The organism is Acinetobacter sp. YH01024, from assembly GCF_013420195.1.
GTDB lineage: Bacteria > Pseudomonadota > Gammaproteobacteria > Pseudomonadales > Moraxellaceae > Acinetobacter > Acinetobacter amyesii.
The window spans coordinates 46,715-68,522 of record NZ_VOYQ01000005.1; the positions used below are offsets into that span (position 1 = coordinate 46,715).

The 21,808-nt window shown below is 43.3% G+C and carries 15 protein-coding genes; 6 read left to right on the forward strand and 9 right to left on the reverse strand.

Going from position 1 to position 21,808, the window contains the following annotated elements; translation table 11 throughout:
- The first annotated feature begins 112 nt into the window (after positions 1 to 112).
- The 6 genes from FTT88_RS04020 to FTT88_RS04045 all read left to right on the forward strand — a co-directional run bounded on the left by FTT88_RS04020 (position 113) and on the right by FTT88_RS04045 (position 14,493).
- Positions 113 to 3,898, forward strand: coding sequence for an exodeoxyribonuclease V subunit gamma (locus tag FTT88_RS04020; RefSeq protein ID WP_168377971.1), 3,786 nt, complete (start codon positions 113 to 115; stop codon positions 3,896 to 3,898).
- The gene (locus tag FTT88_RS04025; RefSeq protein ID WP_180173680.1) at positions 3,895 to 7,665 is read left to right on the forward strand and encodes a UvrD-helicase domain-containing protein; all 3,771 of its coding nucleotides are present in this window, start codon (positions 3,895 to 3,897) and stop codon (positions 7,663 to 7,665) included. The genes FTT88_RS04020 and FTT88_RS04025 overlap by 4 nt, the downstream gene beginning before the upstream one ends.
- A 140-nt stretch (positions 7,666 to 7,805) precedes the next feature.
- The gene (gene recD, locus FTT88_RS04030; RefSeq protein WP_180002960.1) at positions 7,806 to 9,587 is read left to right on the forward strand and encodes an exodeoxyribonuclease V subunit alpha; all 1,782 of its coding nucleotides are present in this window, start codon (positions 7,806 to 7,808) and stop codon (positions 9,585 to 9,587) included.
- Between the two features lie 868 nt (positions 9,588 to 10,455).
- The gene (gene rpsO / locus FTT88_RS04035) at positions 10,456 to 10,725 is read left to right on the forward strand and encodes a 30S ribosomal protein S15 (protein WP_005007057.1); all 270 of its coding nucleotides are present in this window, start codon (positions 10,456 to 10,458) and stop codon (positions 10,723 to 10,725) included.
- A 273-nt stretch (positions 10,726 to 10,998) separates the two neighbouring features.
- Positions 10,999 to 13,086: a polyribonucleotide nucleotidyltransferase gene (gene pnp / locus FTT88_RS04040; protein ID WP_171262611.1), complete on the forward strand. Its 2,088-nt coding sequence runs from the start codon at positions 10,999 to 11,001 to the stop codon at positions 13,084 to 13,086.
- Positions 13,087 to 13,224: 138 nt separating this feature from the next.
- Positions 13,225 to 14,493 (forward strand): magnesium transporter CorA family protein, encoded by a 1,269-nt coding sequence (locus FTT88_RS04045; RefSeq protein ID WP_180002889.1) that lies wholly within the window; start codon positions 13,225 to 13,227, stop codon positions 14,491 to 14,493.
- Between the two features lie 35 nt (positions 14,494 to 14,528).
- Here FTT88_RS04045 and FTT88_RS04050 read toward each other — a convergent pair whose 3' ends face one another.
- The 9 genes from FTT88_RS04050 to FTT88_RS04090 all read right to left on the reverse strand — a co-directional run bounded on the left by FTT88_RS04050 (position 14,529) and on the right by FTT88_RS04090 (position 21,803).
- Positions 14,529 to 14,891 (reverse strand): DUF2147 domain-containing protein, encoded by a 363-nt coding sequence (locus FTT88_RS04050; protein ID WP_257223010.1) that lies wholly within the window; start codon positions 14,889 to 14,891, stop codon positions 14,529 to 14,531.
- A gap of 257 nt (positions 14,892 to 15,148) precedes the next feature.
- Positions 15,149 to 15,412 (reverse strand): YdcH family protein, encoded by a 264-nt coding sequence (locus tag FTT88_RS04055; RefSeq protein WP_180002890.1) that lies wholly within the window; start codon positions 15,410 to 15,412, stop codon positions 15,149 to 15,151.
- 69 nt (positions 15,413 to 15,481) lie between these two features.
- Complete coding sequence (locus FTT88_RS04060; protein WP_078189792.1) at positions 15,482 to 15,820, reverse strand: chaperone modulator CbpM; 339 nt, start codon at positions 15,818 to 15,820, stop codon at positions 15,482 to 15,484.
- A gap of 10 nt (positions 15,821 to 15,830) precedes the next feature.
- Positions 15,831 to 16,793: a DnaJ C-terminal domain-containing protein gene (locus FTT88_RS04065; RefSeq protein WP_180002962.1), complete on the reverse strand. Its 963-nt coding sequence runs from the start codon at positions 16,791 to 16,793 to the stop codon at positions 15,831 to 15,833.
- A gap of 141 nt (positions 16,794 to 16,934) precedes the next feature.
- The gene (locus FTT88_RS04070) at positions 16,935 to 17,399 is read right to left on the reverse strand and encodes a DUF2147 domain-containing protein (RefSeq protein ID WP_078192815.1); all 465 of its coding nucleotides are present in this window, start codon (positions 17,397 to 17,399) and stop codon (positions 16,935 to 16,937) included.
- Positions 17,400 to 17,587: 188 nt separating this feature from the next.
- Positions 17,588 to 18,052: a DUF2147 domain-containing protein gene (locus FTT88_RS04075; protein ID WP_168377964.1), complete on the reverse strand. Its 465-nt coding sequence runs from the start codon at positions 18,050 to 18,052 to the stop codon at positions 17,588 to 17,590.
- A gap of 284 nt (positions 18,053 to 18,336) precedes the next feature.
- Positions 18,337 to 18,789, reverse strand: a complete 453-nt coding sequence (locus FTT88_RS04080) for a DUF2147 domain-containing protein (protein WP_373683024.1) — start codon at positions 18,787 to 18,789, stop codon at positions 18,337 to 18,339.
- 246 nt (positions 18,790 to 19,035) lie between these two features.
- Positions 19,036 to 19,911 (reverse strand): Hsp33 family molecular chaperone HslO, encoded by an 876-nt coding sequence (gene hslO / locus FTT88_RS04085; protein ID WP_078189788.1) that lies wholly within the window; start codon positions 19,909 to 19,911, stop codon positions 19,036 to 19,038.
- Between the two features lie 50 nt (positions 19,912 to 19,961).
- Entirely contained in the window at positions 19,962 to 21,803 is a 1,842-nt protein-coding gene (locus tag FTT88_RS04090; RefSeq protein WP_180002891.1) for a monovalent cation:proton antiporter-2 (CPA2) family protein, read from the reverse strand.
- Positions 21,804 to 21,808 lie beyond the last annotated feature (5 nt).

Sequence of the window (21,808 nt, forward strand, 5' to 3'; positions counted from 1 at the left end):
GCATTTTTTGCAATCTATTCTCTTGTCAAAGTCGCATAGACAGCCCAAGATGTATAGTAAATAATCATTGTTGTTTTGTAGTAGTTGGTCACTCAGGCTGTAAAGGTAATCCATGGCAATACATGTAATTCAAAGTCAACGAATCGAAGTTTTGGTGGATTGTCTAATCGAAAAATTGAAATCGAATCAATCGACCAATGCTTTGTCCGTCTTGCAAGAACGACATATCGTGGTGCCCGATCAAGCCATTGCTGCATGGTTAGAAAAACAAATTGCTGAAAAAATCAGTATTAGTGCCAATATTAAGCATCATCGTAAAATTTTAGGGTTGCAGTGGAAAGCCTACGATTGGGCCTTGCCGAATAAACAAGACCGAGAGCGGATTAAAGGTATCAACATGCCGCCGTTGATTATGCAATGGCGTATTTATAATGCTTTAGCGGTTTTTATTGCAGCTGATCAGTTTGATGCAGCACAGATTCCGACAGATGTTCAGCCCTTAGTTCAGCGTATTTTTGACAGCACAGCACAGCTCTCAGATCGAAAAAAACGTGAGCAAAAGCGGCAAGAAATGTTGTACTGGATCGCTGCTCAAGTCACTCGGCTTTTTACCAACTACATGGCCTTTCGTGGCAGTTGTATTCATACCCCAGATGAAGGTGTTGAGCACTGGATTTGTCCACATTGCGATACCGATTGGTTGAAGGCGTGGAGTCACAATCAGCCGTTAAATATCATGCAACTCACAGGTCTGAAACCTGAACAAGCCGATGAATATCTACCGACGCAGGCTCGACAACTGGAGCATTGGCAGCGTTGGTTATGGCATCAAGTATTCCAAAAAGACTTTAATGACCGTCAGGAAATAGACAATAAATTTTGGTTTGCCTTGGCGCGTGCTGAGCAAAATCGGCAGCAGCAGTTTGATTTGGATGCTGAGGATGATGAACGCGATGATGATGAGCGTCATCAAACCTATAACGGTTTGCCTGAACAAATTTTTGTTTTTACGACCTTAGAATTACCACCTGCACAACTGAAATTTTTATATCGCTTGGCGGCGTATACCGAAGTACATTTGTTGTATTTCAACCCATCGCGTGAGTATTGGGCAGACATGGTCGATCCAGTTTGGAAAGATCGTTATAACTTGAAATTACAACAGCGTTATATTGAGCGAAATCCCAATGTCAGCACAGCGCAAATTCAGGCCTATCTGAGTACGACCAATGCCGAATTTCGTGAATCACAGCATTCACTACTGACGCGTTTAGGCAAGCGTGCGCGGGATAACTTTGCATTATTGGTGAATATGTCTGGTGGCGAAGGCTGGGAAGATATTTTTCCAGACACCGAGCCGACAACACTGCTCGCTCAAATTCAATATGACATCATGACCTTAGAAGAACCCGAGCAGCATCAATATGCACTCGCGGGGGCAGATGAATCGATTCAATTTCATGTCTGTCATTCTAGCCTGCGTCAGTTAGAGGTTTTACGTGAGCAGTTGGTGCATTGGTTGGCCGATGGCACGGAACAAGAGCCACGCCATCCGAGTGATATCTTGGTCTTGGTGCCAAACTTAAAAGAACTGGAACCGCATATTCGGACGGTCTTTTCGACGACTCGAGGCATGGGTCGCAGTGCGGTGGATTTACCTTATATCCCAGTCAAAATTGCAGGGGTGGTCAGTCAAGATATTCAAAATGCATGGCAAGCCTTTGTTGGACGCATTGAAATTAGTCAAGGTCGTTTTACCGCAGAAGATTTTCATGATTGGCTGAATTTGAATGCGGTGCAAGAACTGTATCAGCTCGACCATGTGCAAATGGAACGTATGATGGAACTGCTGATTCAAGCTGGTTTCCGTCGTGGTTTAGACGAACAGCACATGTTGGCTTATTTGTCCGAGCAAGACCGAGATTATCGTTATACCTTTAAATTTGCATTAGACCGTTTGGCGTTAGGAATTGCGATACCACAACATGCCGTATTTGAGGACACCTTAAGTTTTGCAGGGGTGTCGAGTAGTGATTTTGAGTTGGTTCAAACTTTAATTCAGATCTACCGAGATATCAGTGCGCGTCGAGATTGGCTCAATCCGAATCTCAGCACACAGACGGTCAAAGTGTGGTTGCAACAATTAGATGCAGATTTAAAGCCTTTTGTGGAAGCCAGTGGTCGAGCATTTGAAACCATTCGCAGTGTGATGCGTGCGATGACGCAACGTCTGCATAATGCCCAAAGTGATAAAGTTGAGTCGCTCCCAAACAGCTTTAATTTGCCATTATCTTTGCTGCTCAAAGAAATACAACAAGGCATCGATAGCTCTGCCGATCAGATCGAACCGACAGGATCAGTGACCTTTGCGGACATGGGGAAAATCCGCCAAGTCCCATTTTCATTGGTGGTGTTAATGAACATGGATAGCGGCAAATTTCCGCGTCGTGATCAGCAAGTGCCTTTTGATTTGATGGATGTGTTTAAACCGGTTTTGGGTGATCGCTCTCGTTTGGAAGATGATAAAGGTGCATTTCTAGATGCCTTGTTATTTGCCCGACAGTCCTTGTGGATTTTCTATAATGGCTTTGATGTCAATGATGGTGAAAGTCGGGAGCCATCCTCTGTGATATATGAATTTAGCCAGTTCCTCGCACGGATGATTCAGCCGCAGCAATTGAACCAACCCCATGATGCCATGCTGGATTTGGATGGCTTACGCATTCCACAGCAGCTCGAGCCGCTATACCATATTTATCCTTTGCAGCCTTTTGACCCGATGGGTTTTCAGCAGTCGAAAAACTTACGATATAAAGATCAATGGTTTGCTGTGGCGGAACATATTTTAGATCAGTCGGGACAACGCCAATCGTGGATTAACCGTGATTATCCTGTGCATGATGAGCAAGAAGTACGGGTATTAGATGGTCAGGAATGGATTAAAGATGTGGTGTTTCCTGCCCGTGCATATTTGAAAACGCTTGGCGTGGCCAGTGTCTATACTGGTGACCAATTGCCGCAGCAAGAGCCTTTGTTGCTGGACCGTTTACAGCAATATCATGTCCGTGATTTATTGCAAAAGCATTATGTGCAGCCTGCCTCTCGTGTCGATCAAACAGAGGATCAGAACTCTACGACCTCAGCTGAACCCGATATGGCCTTGTTCCAAGATGTACTGCCTGTGGGACATAGCCAAATAGCGACTTGGAAGCTCAGTTTGCAAGAGCAGGCACAGTTATTAGAGCGTTTAGATGGACGTTGTGTAACCGTGACCACCCTACAAAACCTACAGCTTGAACCGCATTTGATACTGAGCATCACCGTGCCTGAAGACCCTCAGAGTATGCATTGGTTGAGCTGTATGGCGTCAGGGGCAAAGCCTAAGCGTCAGACGCAAACCTGGCTCGAATATCTACTGTGGTTGAGCTATTTAGACTTAGGGGATGAGGGCGCTGCGTATCGTCGTGAAGTGATTTGTAATGATAAAAGCATAGTCTGTTGTGGATTAAGCTCTGCACAAGCCAAGCTGCAGCTCAGTGAGTGGGTGGCGATGTGGAAACATGCACAAAAACGTCCAGTGGTGCTGCCTGCTGCCTTAATTCGCCAAGAAAAATGCACTTGGGTGGAAAATGAAACAGGCCAACTCATGCCAGATAATTTTGCAAAGCTTCAAGAGGAATGGCTGAAAAATCATAGTTTTGGTGGAGTGGAGTTGGAATCGAATGAAGCCAATAGCCACCATCGTGATTGGACTTTTATTTTACAGCAACAAGCGGCAGATGAGCTTCTGGCATTGTCCTGTCGTTATTATGCAGAACGTTTATATCATGTGATGGATACCGAGGCAGATGACGGCCTAAAAAAACTTAATGTCATCAAGCCTGAGGTGAAAAAATGAATATGCCACAGCAAACGATGAAAATGTCCACCAACCCGATTGCAGACATGAGCTTTACCGGACTGCACTGGATTGAAGCCTCTGCGGGTACTGGTAAAACCTATACGCTTTCCAGTCTGATGGTGCGGATTTTTCTCGATCGTTATATGCCGAATCAGGTCATTGCCACTACCTTTACACGTAAGGCTACAGCGGAACTCAAAGCGCGGGTTCGGCTGCGGATTGAAGAAACCCGTGACTTTATTTATGGCCTGCTCGCGGCATCTCAAGGTGAGTTGGCCGAACTTCAGCAAAGTTTGAGTGACCCTTTGTATCAGCAAGTGCTGAAAGATCATGGGCATCACTTAGATTATGCCTACAATCGTCTGAACGTGGTCTTACAACAATATGAAGAACTCTTTGTCGGAACTTTAGACAGCTTTAGTCAAAAGTTATTACGTGAATTTGCCTTTGAAAGTGGTCGTATCGAACAGGTGCAAATCAGTGATGATGAAGACCTGCATATTGAACGGATCATTCATGATTTATTAAGAGATTGGATCCAGCAGCAGCCTGCGCATTTGATTGAATATTTGATGTTGAATCATCAGTTGAAAGGTCCTGAATATTATCTGGGCGTGGTAAAGGAAAGTCTAAATTTCCCATCGGTGGATTTGCGCGTCCCTGAATTACCCGAAAATGCTTTGGCGCATTTTGAAGCGATGTGTCATCAGCTTGCGCAAATGCTGCCTGCCGCTCGTGTAGAGCTTGCAGCGTGTTTTGATGCAGGAAGTCATTATAAAAACTTGGTGGACGCTCGACGTTTTAATAAAGGTGCATTCTTTGTTACCTTTAATACACGCATTCCCGAGTTTTTACAGCACTTTGAAGCAGCGGGTAGCCAAGGGGTTTTGACTCAGTCCGATGTGTTACAACAGACAATGAAAGCCATTCGTTCATTGTTTTATGATCCGAATAAAACTGAATTTAAGCCACGTGTCTTTAAAGACAAAGTCGTTGAAGAACAGCCGGATATCTCAAAAGAATTTTATCAACATGCTTTTGTTCAACAACTCCGAGCGGTGCTCAGCGCTTATGAACATATCAATCAAGCAGAACAATATCTAAATTTTTATTTGGCGCAGGAAGTTAAAAAGCGTTTGCCTCAAGTGTTGTCCCACGCTGGGGAAACCACCTTTTCACAACAAATTCGGACCTTATCGGAAGCCTTACAGCAAAGCTCAGCCGCAGGGAAAGACAGTTTTGCTGCTCATGTTTTAGCACGATATCCGCTGATTTTAGTCGATGAATTTCAAGATACCAACCAAGATCAAGATGACATGCTGTCTAGCATTTGGCGGGTCAAGGAGCGCTTACATCAGGGTTGTATGATTATGGTCGGCGACCCCAAACAGGCGATTTATGGGTTCCGTGGCGGTGACATGCTGACCTATCGTAAAGCGCGTCATGATATTCAAGCCAAGGGTGGGCGTTGTTATACCTTGAACAAAAACCATCGTTCAGTCAAAAACTTGGTTGAAGTGGTGGATGCCTTGTTTCATCGGCAAATGGACTTTGGTGAGCAAGTTGAATACACCCCGATTCAAGCAGGTGAGCGTGAGCATCCGCCGCTGATTGATCATGATCAAGTCAATCCACAACCGCTGCGTTGGTTGGCTTTGGATGAAACGCTGAATGAAGCAGAGCAAGTGGCTTGGCAGATTCAGTCATTGCTCAACCAAGCTCAGCAAGGACATTTATATTTTCAAGACAACAATACCCAGCGAGCACTGACAGCAAACGATATTGCGGTCTTGGGGCAAAACCATTTCGACTTAGAGCAAGTGCAACAATGTTTATTGCAGCTCGGTGTCCCTTGTTATAAAGCATCTCGGGACAGTGTCTATAAAAGTTCCGTCGCACAAGATGTAGCCGCTTTGCTGACCGCGATTTTGAATCCCTATCAAGAAGCCAAGGTGAAACGTGCGCTGCTGAGCCGTTTATTGGGTTTTGATCTGAAACAACTGGTCGCACTCGAACAGCAAGCGGATGGACTGAGCGAAATCATCGAAAAACTCGAACAGATCCGACAAATTTGGCATGAGCAAGGATTCCGCAGCGCGTGGAATAGCTGCATGACGGTCTTTCAGGTGTGGACGCGTTTGGTGGCTGGACAAAGTCGAGATAATGAACGCACAGTGGTGAATTTACGTCATATCGCAGAATTATTAAGTCAGCAAAGTGAACACTACACCGGTGCGCATAAGCTCTATCAATGGTTTATTCGCCAAATCAATTTAGGCATCAATAATGAAAGCACCCAAGAGCGAAAATTGACCGGGCAATTGGGGGTGCAATTGATGACGATTCATGCATCCAAAGGCTTAGAGTTTGGTTGCGTGTTTTTATTGGGAGCAAATGCGGGCTTAAGTGAAAAAGGTAATTTGAATTTTTCCCTTAAAGACAATCAGCAAAAAAGCCTTGGGTTAGAGCGTGTGATTGCTGTGAAGTCTTCGGACTTACCTGAAGATGATATTCAACAAAATGATGCGCGCAATGAAGCAGAGCATCATCGCTTGTGGTACGTGGCGTTGACCCGTGCCAGTTATCGTGTCTATGCCGTGCTACGTCATCATGAAGTAGAAAAGAAACAAATGGCAGAAGCGCGTTCAGGACTGACTTTTTGGCGTGGAAGCGAACCTGATCTGTTCCAACATGCAGAAAGTGTGGATGCTGATGTTTTGCGTGCAGCACCACCGATGTTGACTCAGACTCAGGTTGAAACTGTTGTATTAGACGCGGAAGAAATTCCCAACAGCCATTTTTATCCACGGGAAACCACCAGTTTTACCGCGCTCACGCGTACGGCACATAAGACACATATACAACGTGACCAACTGGCAGCGGCAATGAACGAGCCAGAAGACAGTGCTGCCGATGAAGTTGAACAAGTTGAAATTATTGAAGCAGAAACGGCAGAGAAAATTAGCTGGATTAAACGGCATTTTCCAAAGGGAACCAAGCCCGGAAGTTTCTTGCATAAATTGATGGAAAAAGTTCGATTTAGCACCCCAGAAGAGAAGTTGGCCAAAGCCATCGCATCACGTTTTCATAGTGATGTTGAGTTTGATTCGCCGCAAATGTTGCAAAACTTAATGAAACAGTTCGGGCAAACGGCAAACCCTGAGCAAGATGAAGCTGAACTGATTGAAGAAATGCGGGAATGGTACAGTCAAATTATTCATACACCATTGCATGATGGTTTTAGCCTGCATCAGTTAAACGATGGTGAATATCGTTCAGAAATGGACTTTCATTTAAGTATGGCAGATCGTGCATTGGCGATACGTAAAATACGCATGCTATTTGAAAGCCTAAAAGAGCCAGATTTACAAATACAAGATTTGAATGATGTGTTTACAGCACGCTATCTGACGGGGTCGATTGACTTGGTGTATTTTGATGGTCAGCGCTATCACATTGCCGATTATAAAAGTAATTTCTTAGGCGATCAGACCGCACATTATGATCATGCCTATATTCGAGAAAGTATGAGTCATTCCAGTTACTGGTTGCAGGCGGCTTTATATTTGGTGGCCCTGCATCGTTATTTGAAAGCCGTAATGAAAGACTATGATATGACGCAGCATTTGGGTGGGGCGAGTTATCTGTATCTTCGTGGTATGGATGGACAGTCCGATCGTGGGGTATATCACTGGAAGCCGGCGGATACATTCATTCAAAACCTCGATGCAATATTGAGCGAAAAGGTTGTGGCTAAAACGTGAAAAAGCACGAAAAAGATAAAAATATTCACGCTGAAACAATAAGTTGCTTTGTGGATAAGTTTGAGGATAACTGTGTGGAAAATGATCAAAAAGCCTTGTCAGCACAGCCTTTGCACGCGGGACAAGAAAACACTGTAGAAATGCAGGTTTTAGTTACCCAAAATCCCCAAGAAACTGCTGATTTAGATGCGGTTTTGCCGGATTGGATTGACTATTTAATCCAACATTATTTACCCAATCAGGCCAGTCATCCTGCTGCAAATCAGTTAATTCAACAATTGATGCAAGCCGTGGAAAAAGGCGATAGTTGTATTTTGGCCGAAGATGCGCAGATTCAATGTTTGGCTCAGATGGTTCAGCATGAGCAAGCTGAAAAAACACCTGTTGCGCCTTTTATTTTTGATTCACAGCGACTGTATCTCTATCGCTATTGGGCACTAGAAAATGCTTTAGCCAAGCAAGTTGCACGTTTAAAACAGCAAACAGAGCAAAATCTCAATCAAACACAGATGCTTAATATTGAAAAGGATTTACTGACCGATCCCCATCAGATCCAAGCACTGCACATGGTGTGTCAGCACAATTTTAATATCATTACCGGTGGGCCTGGGACAGGTAAAACCTATACCTTGGCTCGGATTATTGCCGTGTTGAATGAGCAAAATCCAAATTTAAGAATTGCCATGGCAGCGCCGACAGGAAAAGCGGCGCAGCGCATGGAAGAAGCCTTACAAGCAGCGTTTAAAGATCCTGCATTGCAGCATTATTCGATTATTCACAAACATTTGAAACCCGTGACTTTGCATCGTCTATTGGGATTAGGGACGCGCGCTATCCCGCGGTTTAATGAACGTCAACGCTTACCCTATGACGTCATTGTGGTCGATGAAGCCTCTATGTTGGACTTAAGTTTGGCGCAGATGCTATTCGCGGCAATCCCTCAGAACAGTAAGCTGATTCTCTTAGGGGATGCAGAACAGTTGGCTTCGGTCGATGTAGGTGCAGTTTTGGCTAATCTTCAGGATGTGGATGCCTTACAAGCCCACCGCACCCATTTACAGACCAGCCGCCGTTTTGTACAGGGTGCAGCCATTGGTGAGTTTGCCCGTTTTATTCAACAACAAGAACAACAGCAAACAACCACAGAAGTTCTGGCGAAATTCGAACATCAGGTGGTATCTGCATCCGAACTTCAGCCGATTCAACTGACACCGAATATGAGCGATGTGATTCAGTTGCAATATCTCCCCGACGCTACGAACAGTGCGGCACATTGGGCAAAATATTATGATCAACTGATGTATGGTTTTCAGCCCTATGTGGCATGGTTAAAACAATGGCCAGAGCAACCCGCTGAATATGCAAATTGGTCAGCCCAATTGATTCGCTATTTTGATGATTATCGGATTCTATCGGCCATTCGACATGGAAAATTAGGCTTACACGAACTCAACCAGCAGATTGAACTTCGGGTCTTAAATACCTTGGGTGTGTTGAAACAAGGGGATTGGTATGTCGGTCGTCCAGTCATGATGACCTATAACGATTATCAACTTGGACTATCAAATGGTGATATCGGGATTTGCTTAAAACGACCGATGACGGAAAAGTCGCAGTTTGAGGTTTATTTTCCAAGTTTGGATAAATGGGTGGTGGCAACACGGTTACCTAAAAGTATAGAAACCGCCTATGCCTTGACCATACATAAGTCTCAAGGTTCTGAATTTACCCATACGGCGGTAGTTTTGGAAAATCATGCTACCGAAATGATGAGTAAAGAGCTGATTTATACCGCCATCACTCGTGCCAAAAAAGTGGTGAGTTTGCTTGTTGCAAAAGATGCATTGGCAAAAGCGCTTATAAAAAGAACAGCGCGAGTTAGTGGTCTGTTAGAAAAAATTAACAATCACCTACCTTTGTAAAGCCTAGGCAAAATGTACCGTATTTTGTAAGAAATGGCTTACATCGATTCAGGAGATTTGCGCATAGAGCTTTTTAGAGCTTTTTGAGAAGATGACTTCACAGAAAAAGAACTCAACACGGATGGTTGAGTAAAATCGCAAAAGTATAAGAATAACGTCAAAAGACAGCGAACTTACAGTGAAGTAAGGAAATAGGAAACTTACAGCCGCTAAGCCTTGTAGTTTTGGGAGAGACTACAGGGCTTTTTTATGTCTGGAAAATAAGAAATGCCTATACGCTGTAACAGAAAAGAAATAGAGCTTAACTGATGTACGAAAAAGCTTACATATAGATACGAAAAATACGACTTTTATCTAATAGCCGTTGTGGCAAAATCTACCACATAAGGAAGTGCAAGTTAAAACATGGAATGTTTGACATAAGGACGCGGAAAAGCGCCACATAAAACAATAAATAATAAAACAATAACTAAAAAAGAAGAAACTACAGCGCAAAAAAGCCCGAGCCTAGCTCGGGCTTTTTTTTAATCATTCCACTTTGAGTTTTGCATGCTAAACATCGAGTGGCAAAATATATCAAAAAATCAGTTTAAAATTCATTCAATGACATCGCATTCAACATGTTAGAAATATGCGGTTTTGTGTCGCATAAAGTATCGAAACATATAAAAAATTTATAATGGAATCGATGTGAAAAAAAAGGCGCTATTATCGTCATGAAAACCTGACGAAGTCGGCCATCTCTTTTTGCAATTGGGACGATTTTCCCTTAATATAATGCACTTGCTGTAGTGATGCACGGCAGTCAGCTGATTTATCAGTTGATTCGTATCAAAAGTTAACTTTATAAGCATCTCGGAGAAATCGAATGGCTTTAACAAACGCAGATCGCGCAGAGATCGTTGCAAAATTCGCTCGCGCTGAAAACGACACTGGTTCACCAGAAGTTCAAGTAGCTCTTTTAACTGCTCAAATCAATGATTTACAAGGTCACTTCAAAGAGCACAAACACGACCACCATAGCCGTCGCGGTCTTATCCGTATGGTTAACCAACGTCGTAAGCTTCTTGACTACCTTAAAGGTAAAGACGCTACTCGTTACAGCGCATTGATTGCTGCTTTAGGTTTACGTCGTTAATTCGATTTAAACTTTTATTTTCGGACTATTGCATGCTTAGTGCTGTATTACTGAAAACTAAAGTCTATCCAACCTTGGTTGGATAATGGGGAAGGGGCGTTGATTCGCTCCTTCTTTGTGTCTCAAATTAGTATTTTTAATTAATGTTTTTAATATCTAGTGAGGTCGGCTTCTAAGCTTTGTCATTTATGTTGCAGCGTTTGGGGCGTTGAGTGAATGCCAAACCTTAGGGGTCTCCACTAGAATAAAATCAGGAAAAAATAAAACATGTCGATGTTTAATATTATTCGTAAAGAATTCCAATACGGTCAGCATCAAGTTGTCCTAGAAACAGGTCGTGTTGCGCGTCAAGCGAACACTGTAATCATCACTATGGGTGGTGTACAAGTTCTTGTTGCCGTTGTTGCTCAACCAACAGCTAAAGCAGGTCAAGACTTCTTCCCATTGACTGTTAACTACCAAGAAAAACAATATGCTGCAGGTCGTATCCCGGGCGGTTACGGTAAACGTGAAGGCCGCGCGTCTGAAGCTGAAACTCTTATTTCACGCTTAATCGACCGTCCAATCCGTCCGTTGTTCCCAGAAGGTTACTACAACGAAATCCAAGTGACTGCGACTGTGATTTCTTCTGACAAAACGATGGATGCTGACATTGCTGCAATGTTAGGTACATCTGCTGCACTTGCAATTGCGGGTACGCCTTTCCGTGGTCCAATCGGTGGTGCGCGCGTTGGTTTAATCAACGGTGAATACATCCTTAACCCGAACCACGAACAGCTTAAAGAATCTGACCTTGACCTTGTGGTTGCAGGTACAGAATCTGCAGTATTGATGGTTGAATCAGAAGCGAAAGAACTTTCTGAAGACCAAATGCTTGGCGCTGTATTGTTCGGTCATGACGAAATGCAAATCGCGATCCAAGCGATTAAAGAATTTGCTGCGGCTGCTGGTGCAACAGAGTCTACTTGGACTGCACCTGCGAAAAACGAAGACCTTCGTGCAAAATTAAAAGAAGCGTTTGAAGCGAAAATCTCTGAAGCATACACAATCGCTGTTAAACACGATCGTTATGCAGCACTTGATGCGCTTCAAGCTGAAGCTGTTGCTCAATTTGTTCCAGAAGAAGACGTTGACGGTATCGCTGACGACTTAGCTGAATTATTCGAAGACCTGAAATACCGTACAGTACGTGACAACATCTTGTCAGGTAAACCACGTATTGATGGCCGTGATACTAAAACAGTTCGTGCGCTTGACGTACAAGTTGGCGTGTTAGACCGTGCTCACGGTTCTGCATTATTCACACGTGGTGAAACTCAGGCGTTGGTAACAACAACTTTGGGTAATACACGTGATGCGTTAATGGTAGATACATTAGCGGGTACGAAAACTGACAACTTCATGTTGCACTACAACTTCCCTGCATACTCTGTAGGTGAAACTGGTCGTGAATCTGGTCCTAAACGTCGTGAAATCGGTCACGGTCGTTTAGCGCGTCGTGGTGTACAAGCTGTACTTCCAGCAGCTGACCGCTTCCCGTACGTGATCCGTATCGTATCGGACATCACTGAATCTAACGGTTCATCTTCAATGGCTTCTGTATGTGGTGCTTCTCTATCACTTATGGACGCAGGTGTTCCACTTAAAGCGCCAGTTGCGGGTATCGCAATGGGTCTAGTCAAAGAAGGCGAGCGTTTCGCAGTTCTTTCTGACATCTTGGGTGACGAAGACCACCTTGGCGACATGGACTTTAAAGTAGCAGGTTCTGCAAACGGTATTACTGCACTTCAAATGGACATCAAGATCGAAGGTATTACTGAAGAGATCATGGAAGTTGCATTGAACCAAGCGTATGCAGGTCGTATGCACATCTTAAATGCAATGAACCAAGTAATTTCACGCGCTCGTCCTGAAATCTCTATGCACGCGCCTACATTCCAAGTGATCAACATCAACCCTGATAAGATCCGTGATGTGATTGGTAAAGGTGGCGCAACGATTCGTGCGATCACTGAAGAAACTAAAGCAGCAATCGATATCGAAGATAACGGTACAGTTCGCGTATTTGGTGAAACTAAAGCGGCTGCTTCTGCTGCTGTTGCGAAAATCCAAGCGCTTACTGCTGAAATCGAACCAGGTACAATCTACACTGGTAAAGTGATTCGTATCGTTGAATTTGGTGCGTTTGTAAACATCCTTCCAGGTACTGATGGCTTACTTCACATCTCTCAAATTTCTAACGAACGCATTGCGAACGTTTCAGACGTATTATCTGAAGGTCAAGAGATCAAAGTACAAGTTGCTGATGTCGACAACCGCGGTCGTATCAAATTAACCATGAAAGACATCGAACAAGCTTAATAGTTTGCTGATTCACAGGGTTTCGGCTCTGTGAATGGATTCTAAAAAGCCTTGAGTGCAGTCAGAGTATGAACTTTGACTTGCTCAAGGCTTTTTTTATGGCATCATGCAAAAAGTAAACACAATAATAAATGAGATATGCAAACCTATTATTTTTTTCAGCATCCAACAGCCGCGCATATCTATGTGCAAGACCAAGTGCAATGTGAGCATCATCCTGAACTTGAGCCTGAGTTTATTTGGATTGATTGTACCCGTGAAGATGTCGTCAACCGCCCTGAGCAATGGCAGCGTGAGATTATTCAGGCGTGTGATCTACGGGTCAATGAATATCATCTGTGGGATATTTTAAATCTAGAGCATCCGTGTGCCTTTGACACACTCGATGATTACGATTTATTAATTTTTAGAAAAATGGTCACCCCCGATGACCAAATTGTTGCAGGCGCCGACGCGCTTGAAAAGCATGAGCGGGTCTTTGGTTTGGCGACCACCCCGATCAGTTTTTTGCTCACGCCCCAAGTGCTGATCACGGTGCGCGAAAAAGGCAACAAAGCCATTGAAAGTTATATCCAACGAATTGAAACCTTAATTTCTCGTCCGATTGATGAACAAAATAAACCACGAAAATTAGCCATTACACCCTTAGATTTGGCATTGCGCTTACTGAATAATATGGTAGATGGATACTTGGATTTACGTGTTCCTTTGACCCGCCGTGTCGAGTTTTGGCAGCAAGAATTGCTGCAAGGGCATCGGCGTTTTACCAAGTGGCATCAGCTGCTGCAGGAAAATATGGCTTTTCAGCAAGTGGAAAATTTGTGTGAAGAGCAAATTGAAGCCTTGCAAGAACTGCGTGATGAAGTTGTGGATAATTACCCACATTTGAAAGGCAAAAAGCGCAGTGAAAAGCAGGATATCATGCTGGTTCGCGTAGATGATTTAACCAGCCATATCGAACGCATTCAAAAACACACCACACGATTACGCAGTGCCGTGCAGGCCGCCATTGATCTGCATTTTTCAGCCGTTGCCAACCAAACCAATGAAAATATGCGTATTTTAGCGATTATTACGGCGATTTTCGCACCATTAACCTTATTAACCGGTATATACGGCATGAACTTTGAGTTCATTCCCGGACTTAAATCGCCAACCGGTTTTTGGATCATGCTCGGCATCATGCTGATGACCACGATTTTACTGCTGTATTATTTTTATCGACGGCATTTGGTGGGGCGTGGTGAAAAAAGCGTGATTGATATGTTGGCGCAGCAGCACGGCGATCAACACATGAATCTGTTTTGGTTTATGGATTATGAACCAATCAAACAGACGGTGAAGGGCACAGTCAAAGGTACGGTTAAAACCATGAAAGAAATTGAGAAGCTGACGAAACTCAAATAATTCGTGTCAGCTTCTCTGATGGATGGGTCTAGTTGTTAATCATTACGAATCCATGTGGTACTACGTCCGAGTGCAGATACGCCAATATAGCCACGCATGGTTAAACGTTTGCCATTCGCACTCAGCTTGGCTTTGCCTTTATAGACATTACCTGAGAGGGGATCCAGCACGGTTCCATTGCTATATTCATTTGGATGTTGTGGGTCTGGCTTAAATCCTTTGATAATTTCGAGGCCCACCAAGGGAGCATTTTTGAGTTTGCCTTTGCATTTTAAGCATACTTCAACCAAGGGTTTGTACGGCAGTGGGCGTATTGCCGTGAGTGTTCCACTATACGTCCCGTCAGCGTTTTTGACGACGGTGACATCGCCGCGTGAATATCCTGTTTGGTCATCCATGGTTTTTCAAATACTCGTTTATCACTGGCATGCAACAGAGCGCTGAAACTGAGTAATGCCCCAAATAGTACATGATGTATTTGCATGATGAATCCTTTGTCATGATTTTATTGTTTTTAAATTTTGTTTTTAAAAAATCTGCAGTACAACCCGATTTGACCGATCCTTATGGTCTTAGCAATTCAATTGCGTAGCCTCGAGGGTTGTACTGCGAACGACATGCATCATGAAAAATCCCCTATACATGAGTCGATATCTCAAGAGATATCATCATTTTCATTACTTTTCAGCAAGCGGTAAATTTCATCTTTTAGCTTTAATTTCTTACGCTTAATGGTCTCAATATCCGTGTTGTAGTGATTAACAGGATCTAATTCCAATTGAATGATTTCGCGATCCAACTCATCATGTTCTTCAAAGATCCGCGCAAAATGCGGATTTTCATCACGTAACTGAGTGACCAAATCACGGTACTCAGGAAACATGTTTTTGACTTTTTTATTGCAATCTCGTGTTTTCATGGTTGTCGATCATTTCCTCTACAAGAAAAAAGAAAAACGCCCTGCAGGACAGAGCGTTCACGAATACATTTAGTGCGAATGAAGCTGTTGGTGTTTCACTTGGCGACGTAGTTGTTGGACTTCATCAATCAGGTCGAGCATCATGGCGACCGCAGTAAAACTGGCATCGAAATCTCGTTGAAGCCGATAGGCACGCCGTGCGCGAGATATATCATCGCCAAAAAATTGATGAATCCTGTCTTCTGAACGGCTAGGCAGAATATCGTATTCGAGTAGTTGCAGAACCCATTCTGGACTTTGCCCACAGGCAGAGGCAAAGTGTTGTAGATCAAAACTACTTTTTTCGTCTACGATTTCAGTCTGTTTACATCCGTCACAGACAATTTCACGATAATGAATTGTTGTCATGGTGCTCTCCTTAAGACTGTCGTGGATTAAATGACGGAAAAGCTTGAGCAAAAGCCGCATAAGCTTGTTGCTCTTGTTCTGTTTGTGCAGCTGGTATCACTATATTTAAAACCAGGTAAAGCTGTCCGGGTGTTTTGTTTGGTATCCCTTTGTCCTTTAATCGTAGCTGCTGTCCAGTACGCGCATTTTTAGGAATCTGTAGCTCTAATGTTTTGCCATCAGGACTGGTAAATGCAATTTTTTGACCCAATGCTGCTTCCCAAGGACTGATATTCAGTTGTTGGAAAATATCAGCACCTTCTACACGGGTTTGCTCGGTTTGTTTATACAAAATTTCAATGTATAAATCACCAGCAGCTCCACCGTTATAGCCAGCTTGCCCTTGGCCGGAGAGTCGAATTTGTTGACCTGATTTCATGCCTGCAGGAATTTTGACTTGTAGGGTTTTACGTTGAACTTCAGGCTCACCATGGGCATTTAAGCTCGGAATCTGCAAGGTGATATTCTGCGTTGCACCATGAAATGCGATTTCTAAATCCACTTCTAAACTGGCGTGTTGGTCTTCACCACGGAAGCTCTTGGTTTGGCGGTTTGCACGTTGATACTGATAGTCACCGCCACCAAAGCCTTGCCCAAAACGACCAAACAAGTCTTCAAATCCACTAAAGTCCGCATGCTGACCATCACTCGTCGATTGGCGATAAAACTGAGATTGGTCAAAACCATCTTGGTTGCCAGCATTAAACCCAGCAAATCCTTGAGGATGATCGAGTTCAAAATCGTATTGTTTTTTCTTTTCGGCATCACTCAAGGTGTCGTATGCAACATTAATCGCTTGCATACGCGCTTCAGCATCAGCCTCTTTACTGACGTCAGGGTGATATTTACGCGCCAATTTTCGATAGGCTTTTTTAATTTGATCTGCCGAAGCATCTCGGGCGATCCCTAAAGTTTGATAGTGATTGTCTGGCATACTCTCTGTATAAATATTGATCATGTTTAAATCAATATAGAAGGGTTCATCAAACTGTCATAGGGGCAAACAGCATCTTATTGTTTCAAAACATGACAATAAAAAAGCCTCACGAGGAGGCTTTTAAAAACACATTTAAAATTAATATTTTATCCAAGTGACACTACGACCAATCACAGATACACCAACATACCCACGTATAGTTAAATGTTTTCCTGAAGCACTAAGTCTTGCTTTGCCTTTATAGATTTTTCCACCAATCGGGTCCAGAACTTTACCGTTTTGGAATTCACGTGGATTTTTTGGATCTTGTTTAAAGTCCCAAATAAATGGCAAGCCGATAAAAGGTTTATTTTTCAATTCACCTGGGCAGTTCGAGCAGACGCCCATTTTTTCAGTGCCAGGGACATTGCGTGTGGTGACAATGATGCCTTCATAGCTTCCATCGGCTTTTTTGCGAATTTCAACGTCTGCACGTGAATATCCGGTGCGGTCATCGACAGTTTTCCACTTACCCACTAGCGGATCGGTTTCCGCAGCGATTGACAATCCTGACAAAGTGCTAAGTAGTATTCCGGCAAATAATTGTTGATATATTTTTTTCATTTCATCCCCTGAAAATTCAGAATTGTGTTTTTAGAGTAAGTTGCCTAATTTATATATAAAGCCCTACAAAATCAATGTGATGGTTTGTGATGTATTTGGCAGATTTTTTTAAAACACTGCTTTAATATGGAGTTTTTACTCTAATTTTTAAGTTAAAAAAGGCCTTTAATGATTTAAAGGCCTCGTGCTTAGTTTTTGACCCAAGTGACATTGCGTCCAATTGCAGAGCCTTCAGTACGACCATTGATGATCAAATGCTTGCCATTATTCATCAAACGAGCGCGTGCATTGTAGTGCTTGCCTGATTTGGGATCGAGCATCACTCCACCCACAAATTCATTGGGCTTTTCTGGATCAGCGCTTAAGCCGCTTAAAGTGGTTAAACCGACCATGGGTTTATTTTTCTGAGCACCGGTGCATTGCGTGCATGTCGAAACATTTGCTGTTCCGGGTACGCTTCGGCTTTGGATAATGGTGGCCGAATACAGGTCATGCTTATCTTTGCGAATCACCACATCGGCAAGGGAATATCCTGTTCGATCATCAATGGTTTTCCATGTCCCCACTAAGGGGTCAATCGCTGCAAAAGCAGAGGATAAACTGCAGATGGAGAACATGCCGAACAGGATAGAAGGGAGGAATTTAACAGCCATATAATTACCCACATTACACAAAAAGCGGATGCCTAAAACTTAAAGGCATAAAAATATTATGGGTTTAATGTAGCCTGAAATAATATGAATATTCTAGTGATTTTTTAAGAATTGGTATTTATATTTTGAGCCAAAACATGAACGAGTTGGCGCTAAATGAGGTTTATGCTGAACGTCTACGCACTAGTAAAATAGTCGGAATTCATCTCAAAGTAGATTATTATCGGCATGATGAACTCGTCTGGAGTTGAGTTCATCATGCCAATGAAAGCCAAATGGCGACTTTAGTTGACGCGGATCCAAGATACCGTCCGGCCGAGGAGCGTGGTTCCAACATAACCTCGAAGTGTCAGCACATTGCCGCGTGCATTCAATTGCCCTTTACCTTGATAAGTATTGCCTGAAAGTGGGTCGATCACCTTGCCATCGGTGTACGCATTCTCTTTTGCATTATGTTTAAAGCCAGAGAATATCGGTAAACCAATTAAGGGTGCATTTTTGAGTTTACCTTCGCATTTTTCACAAATCGTGGTGACAGGGCGGTTAGGGATGGCATGCACTTTGGTGATTTTACCACTATAGCTGCCGTCTTTTAATTTGGTAATTTGGACTTCAGCACGGGCATAGCCTGTTTTATCATCTATGGTTTTCCAGGTCCCAACGAGGTCTGCTGCATGTGCTGTCATTGGGCCAAAGCAGAACATGGCTAAAGCAATAGCGAGTGTTTTGAGTTTCATATTTTATCCAGTTTTTTTTACATTATTTTTCTATTAAAAATAAAGCTTTGTTGGTTTTTTTGACTTTATTTCTGGCGCGATTCTACTCTAAAAAAAATTGATCGCAAATACAGCTGATCATATTGAGGTTCTAAAGTTTTAAACCATTCGGCGGAGCGGAAGAAAGTAGTAGGTCTAAATTTTGCGGGGACAACAAAAAAGCACCCCGAGGGATGCTTAGATTTAGGCTTTTAATCATGCAATGATTTAGCTGAGGTGTTGACCAAAAAGGGATAGAGCTTCTTCTGCCGTAAAAGTATATTTTGTATTACAGAATTGGCAGTCCATTTCAATTGGGTTTTGAAACTCTAGAGTTTCACGAACTGCAGCAACACCAATTTGTTCAAGTGCTGTCGCACAGCGTTCTTTTGAACATGTGCAGCCAAATTTTAAGGCTTCAGTTTCAGGTAGACGAACTTCTTCTTCGTTATATAAACGATATAAAATTTCGTTTGCAGATAAAGACGTTAACTCTTCTGCTTTTAATGTCTCGGTCAGCATGGTTAAACGTGGCCATAGATCTTCATCAACTCGGCGTTGTTCTTCTTCGCTGTTACGCGGCAATAACTGGATCAGTAAACCACCTGAACGGCTGTTGCTGCTTGCTAAGACGATGCGTGTCGGGATCTGTGCAGATAGATCATAATATTGCATCAAGCAACCCGCTAAAGTCGGTTTGTCTAAAGGTACAATCCCTTGATAACGCTCACCAAATTCAGGCTCGATATTAATGAAAAGTACTGGGTTTACCAAGGCTTTGAGTACCGTGCTGCTGTCTTCAGCGGTTTGAAAGTGCGGGTCTTCTTCATAATCTGCAAGTGCGCGAACTTCACCGAGATGATTACATTCCGCCATTGCCCATTTAAAAGTGCCTGCAGCCTGAATTTGTAAGCTAATACGACCTTTAATTTTTAAGGTGCTGGCCAACAAGGCAGTCGCGCTGAGCATTTCACCCAAGAGAATTTGTACAGCAGGTGCATAGTCACGCTGTGCAAGAATCGTTTGTAGGGCTTCTTCAAGATGAACCACTTCTCCACGAACAGGGCTATCTTCAATAAAAAAGCGTTGGCGTAAATCTGACATAAAATTCTCCATAACCCTGCTTTAATGGTGACGATATTGTAAAACACAAGTCATTCATTATCATCTCTTGTGACATCAATACGATGACGTTGTAAGCTGCGTTGTAAATCAACACCTGTAGGTTTTTCAAGGGCTTGCGCATCGCTTTCAAACAAATGTTCCAGTTCAGCTAAAGCGTTACGATGCGTTTCATAAATTTTTTGTTCATCGGTATAGATTTGCTGCTGTTGAGTCAGCAGTTTTTCATCATAATCACGGAACAATTCGATACTTTTATAGGCATCTTCATCGCTGATGCCTAAGTCGCACAGCATGTGATAGGCCATTCCTAAAGACGATAAATAGGTTTCACGCCAAATATGCTCAATCCCCAAATCACGCAGCAGATGCACCTGATGACGGTCACGCGCACGGACCAATAATTTTAACTGAGGGTAATTCAGGCGAATATGACGCGCCACGTTCATCGAGTCTTCAATATCATCTATGGCAAGGACGAACACTTTGGCATGTTCAATGCCCGCAGCGCGTAAAATATCTGGTTGTGTGGCATCGCCATAATATAGATGACCACCATAATTACGTACGAAATCGACTTTGTCTAAGTTGCTATCAATGGCGGTAAAAGACAAATGCTGTAAATGCGCCACACGAGCAATGATTTGTCCAAAACGTCCAAAGCCCGCAATAATCACAGGATTATGTTCATCCGGAATGTCGTCATATTCGGGGATGGTTTTTGGATTAAAACGCGGCAAAATTTGTGATTGTATTAACCAGTACAACATAGGGGTCAACACCATCGACAAAGTGACGATGAGGGTTAATGGCTCCAAAATGGCTTGCTGTACGACATTTTCACTTTTCGCCACACTAAAGACTACAAAGGCAAATTCACCGCCTTGAGCCAAACAGGTCGCCAGTAAAATACTGTTGCGCCATGAATTTTTAAGATAACGCGCAATCGCGGTAAGTGAAGCCATTTTGATGAGCATCAGTGCCAACGCACCACCGATAATGAACCATGGCATTTCAACGAATAATGACAGTTCCGTGGTCATGCCCACGGTCATAAAGAACAGACCAAGTAAAAGCCCTTTAAATGGAGCAATACTTGCTTCGAGTTCATGGCGGAATTCCGAGTCTGCCAATAGCACGCCCGTCAGAAATGCTCCGAGTGTGGTACTGATGCCCAGTACATCCATCAACACCACGACACCCAGCACAATAAATAAGCCAACAGCAGTGATCAGTTCATGCGCGCCACTTTTCGCGACGAAACGGAAAAAAGGCCGCATTAAGTATCGACTAAATAAAAATAAGCCTGAAAAAGTTGCAATGATTGCAGCGAAATAGGCGATTCCGTGATGTGATGATTCTGTTCCTGCGAGCAGGGGGATGACTGCAATCAGGGGAATTGCGGCCATATCTTGAAACAGCAAAATCGAAAAGGATTGTTGCCCATAGGTGGTGTTTAATTGCTGTTTTTCACTCAGCATCTGCAAGACAAAGGCAGTAGAGGAGAGTGCCAGAGCGAAACCGATAACGATACTGGCTGCAATGCCTTGTTGTAATGCAAAAAAACTGCCTAGCGCTAAAAGCAGACCGGTCAGACCGACTTGTAAACTCCCCATGCCGAAAATAGAACTACGCATACTCCATAGACGCTGTGGACGGAGTTCGAGGCCGATCAGGAACATCAGTAAGATCACGCCAAACTCAGCGAGATCTTGGATCGCTTGGGGATCACCGGCAATGTTAAAGACATCGGGGCCGAGCAAAATACCAGTGAACAGATATCCCAAAACCGTTGCAATACCAAAGCGCTTGAGCAAAGGGACAAGCAATAAGGATGCGCCAAGGAAAATTGTGATCTGTAACAGTAGTGACATTTACT

Bases quoted from the DNA above. Each gene is read 5' to 3' on its own strand.
- FTT88_RS04020 (WP_168377971.1), top strand. From the start codon at position 113: ATGGCAATACATGTAATTCAAAGTCAACGAATCGAAGTTTTGGTGGAT.
- FTT88_RS04025 (WP_180173680.1), top strand. From the start codon at position 3,895: ATGAATATGCCACAGCAAACGATGAAAATGTCCACCAACCCGATTGCA.
- recD (WP_180002960.1), top strand. From the start codon at position 7,806: ATGCAGGTTTTAGTTACCCAAAATCCCCAAGAAACTGCTGATTTAGAT.
- rpsO (WP_005007057.1), top strand. From the start codon at position 10,456: ATGGCTTTAACAAACGCAGATCGCGCAGAGATCGTTGCAAAATTCGCT.
- pnp (WP_171262611.1), top strand. From the start codon at position 10,999: ATGTTTAATATTATTCGTAAAGAATTCCAATACGGTCAGCATCAAGTT.
- FTT88_RS04045 (WP_180002889.1), top strand. From the start codon at position 13,225: ATGCAAACCTATTATTTTTTTCAGCATCCAACAGCCGCGCATATCTAT.
- FTT88_RS04050 (WP_257223010.1), bottom strand. From the start codon at position 14,891: ATGGATGACCAAACAGGATATTCACGCGGCGATGTCACCGTCGTCAAA.
- FTT88_RS04055 (WP_180002890.1), bottom strand. From the start codon at position 15,412: ATGAAAACACGAGATTGCAATAAAAAAGTCAAAAACATGTTTCCTGAG.
- FTT88_RS04060 (WP_078189792.1), bottom strand. From the start codon at position 15,820: ATGACAACAATTCATTATCGTGAAATTGTCTGTGACGGATGTAAACAG.
- FTT88_RS04065 (WP_180002962.1), bottom strand. From the start codon at position 16,793: ATGCCAGACAATCACTATCAAACTTTAGGGATCGCCCGAGATGCTTCG.
- FTT88_RS04070 (WP_078192815.1), bottom strand. From the start codon at position 17,399: ATGAAAAAAATATATCAACAATTATTTGCCGGAATACTACTTAGCACT.
- FTT88_RS04075 (WP_168377964.1), bottom strand. From the start codon at position 18,052: ATGGCTGTTAAATTCCTCCCTTCTATCCTGTTCGGCATGTTCTCCATC.
- FTT88_RS04080 (WP_373683024.1), bottom strand. From the start codon at position 18,789: ATGAAACTCAAAACACTCGCTATTGCTTTAGCCATGTTCTGCTTTGGC.
- hslO (WP_078189788.1), bottom strand. From the start codon at position 19,911: ATGTCAGATTTACGCCAACGCTTTTTTATTGAAGATAGCCCTGTTCGT.
- FTT88_RS04090 (WP_180002891.1), bottom strand. From the start codon at position 21,803: ATGTCACTACTGTTACAGATCACAATTTTCCTTGGCGCATCCTTATTG.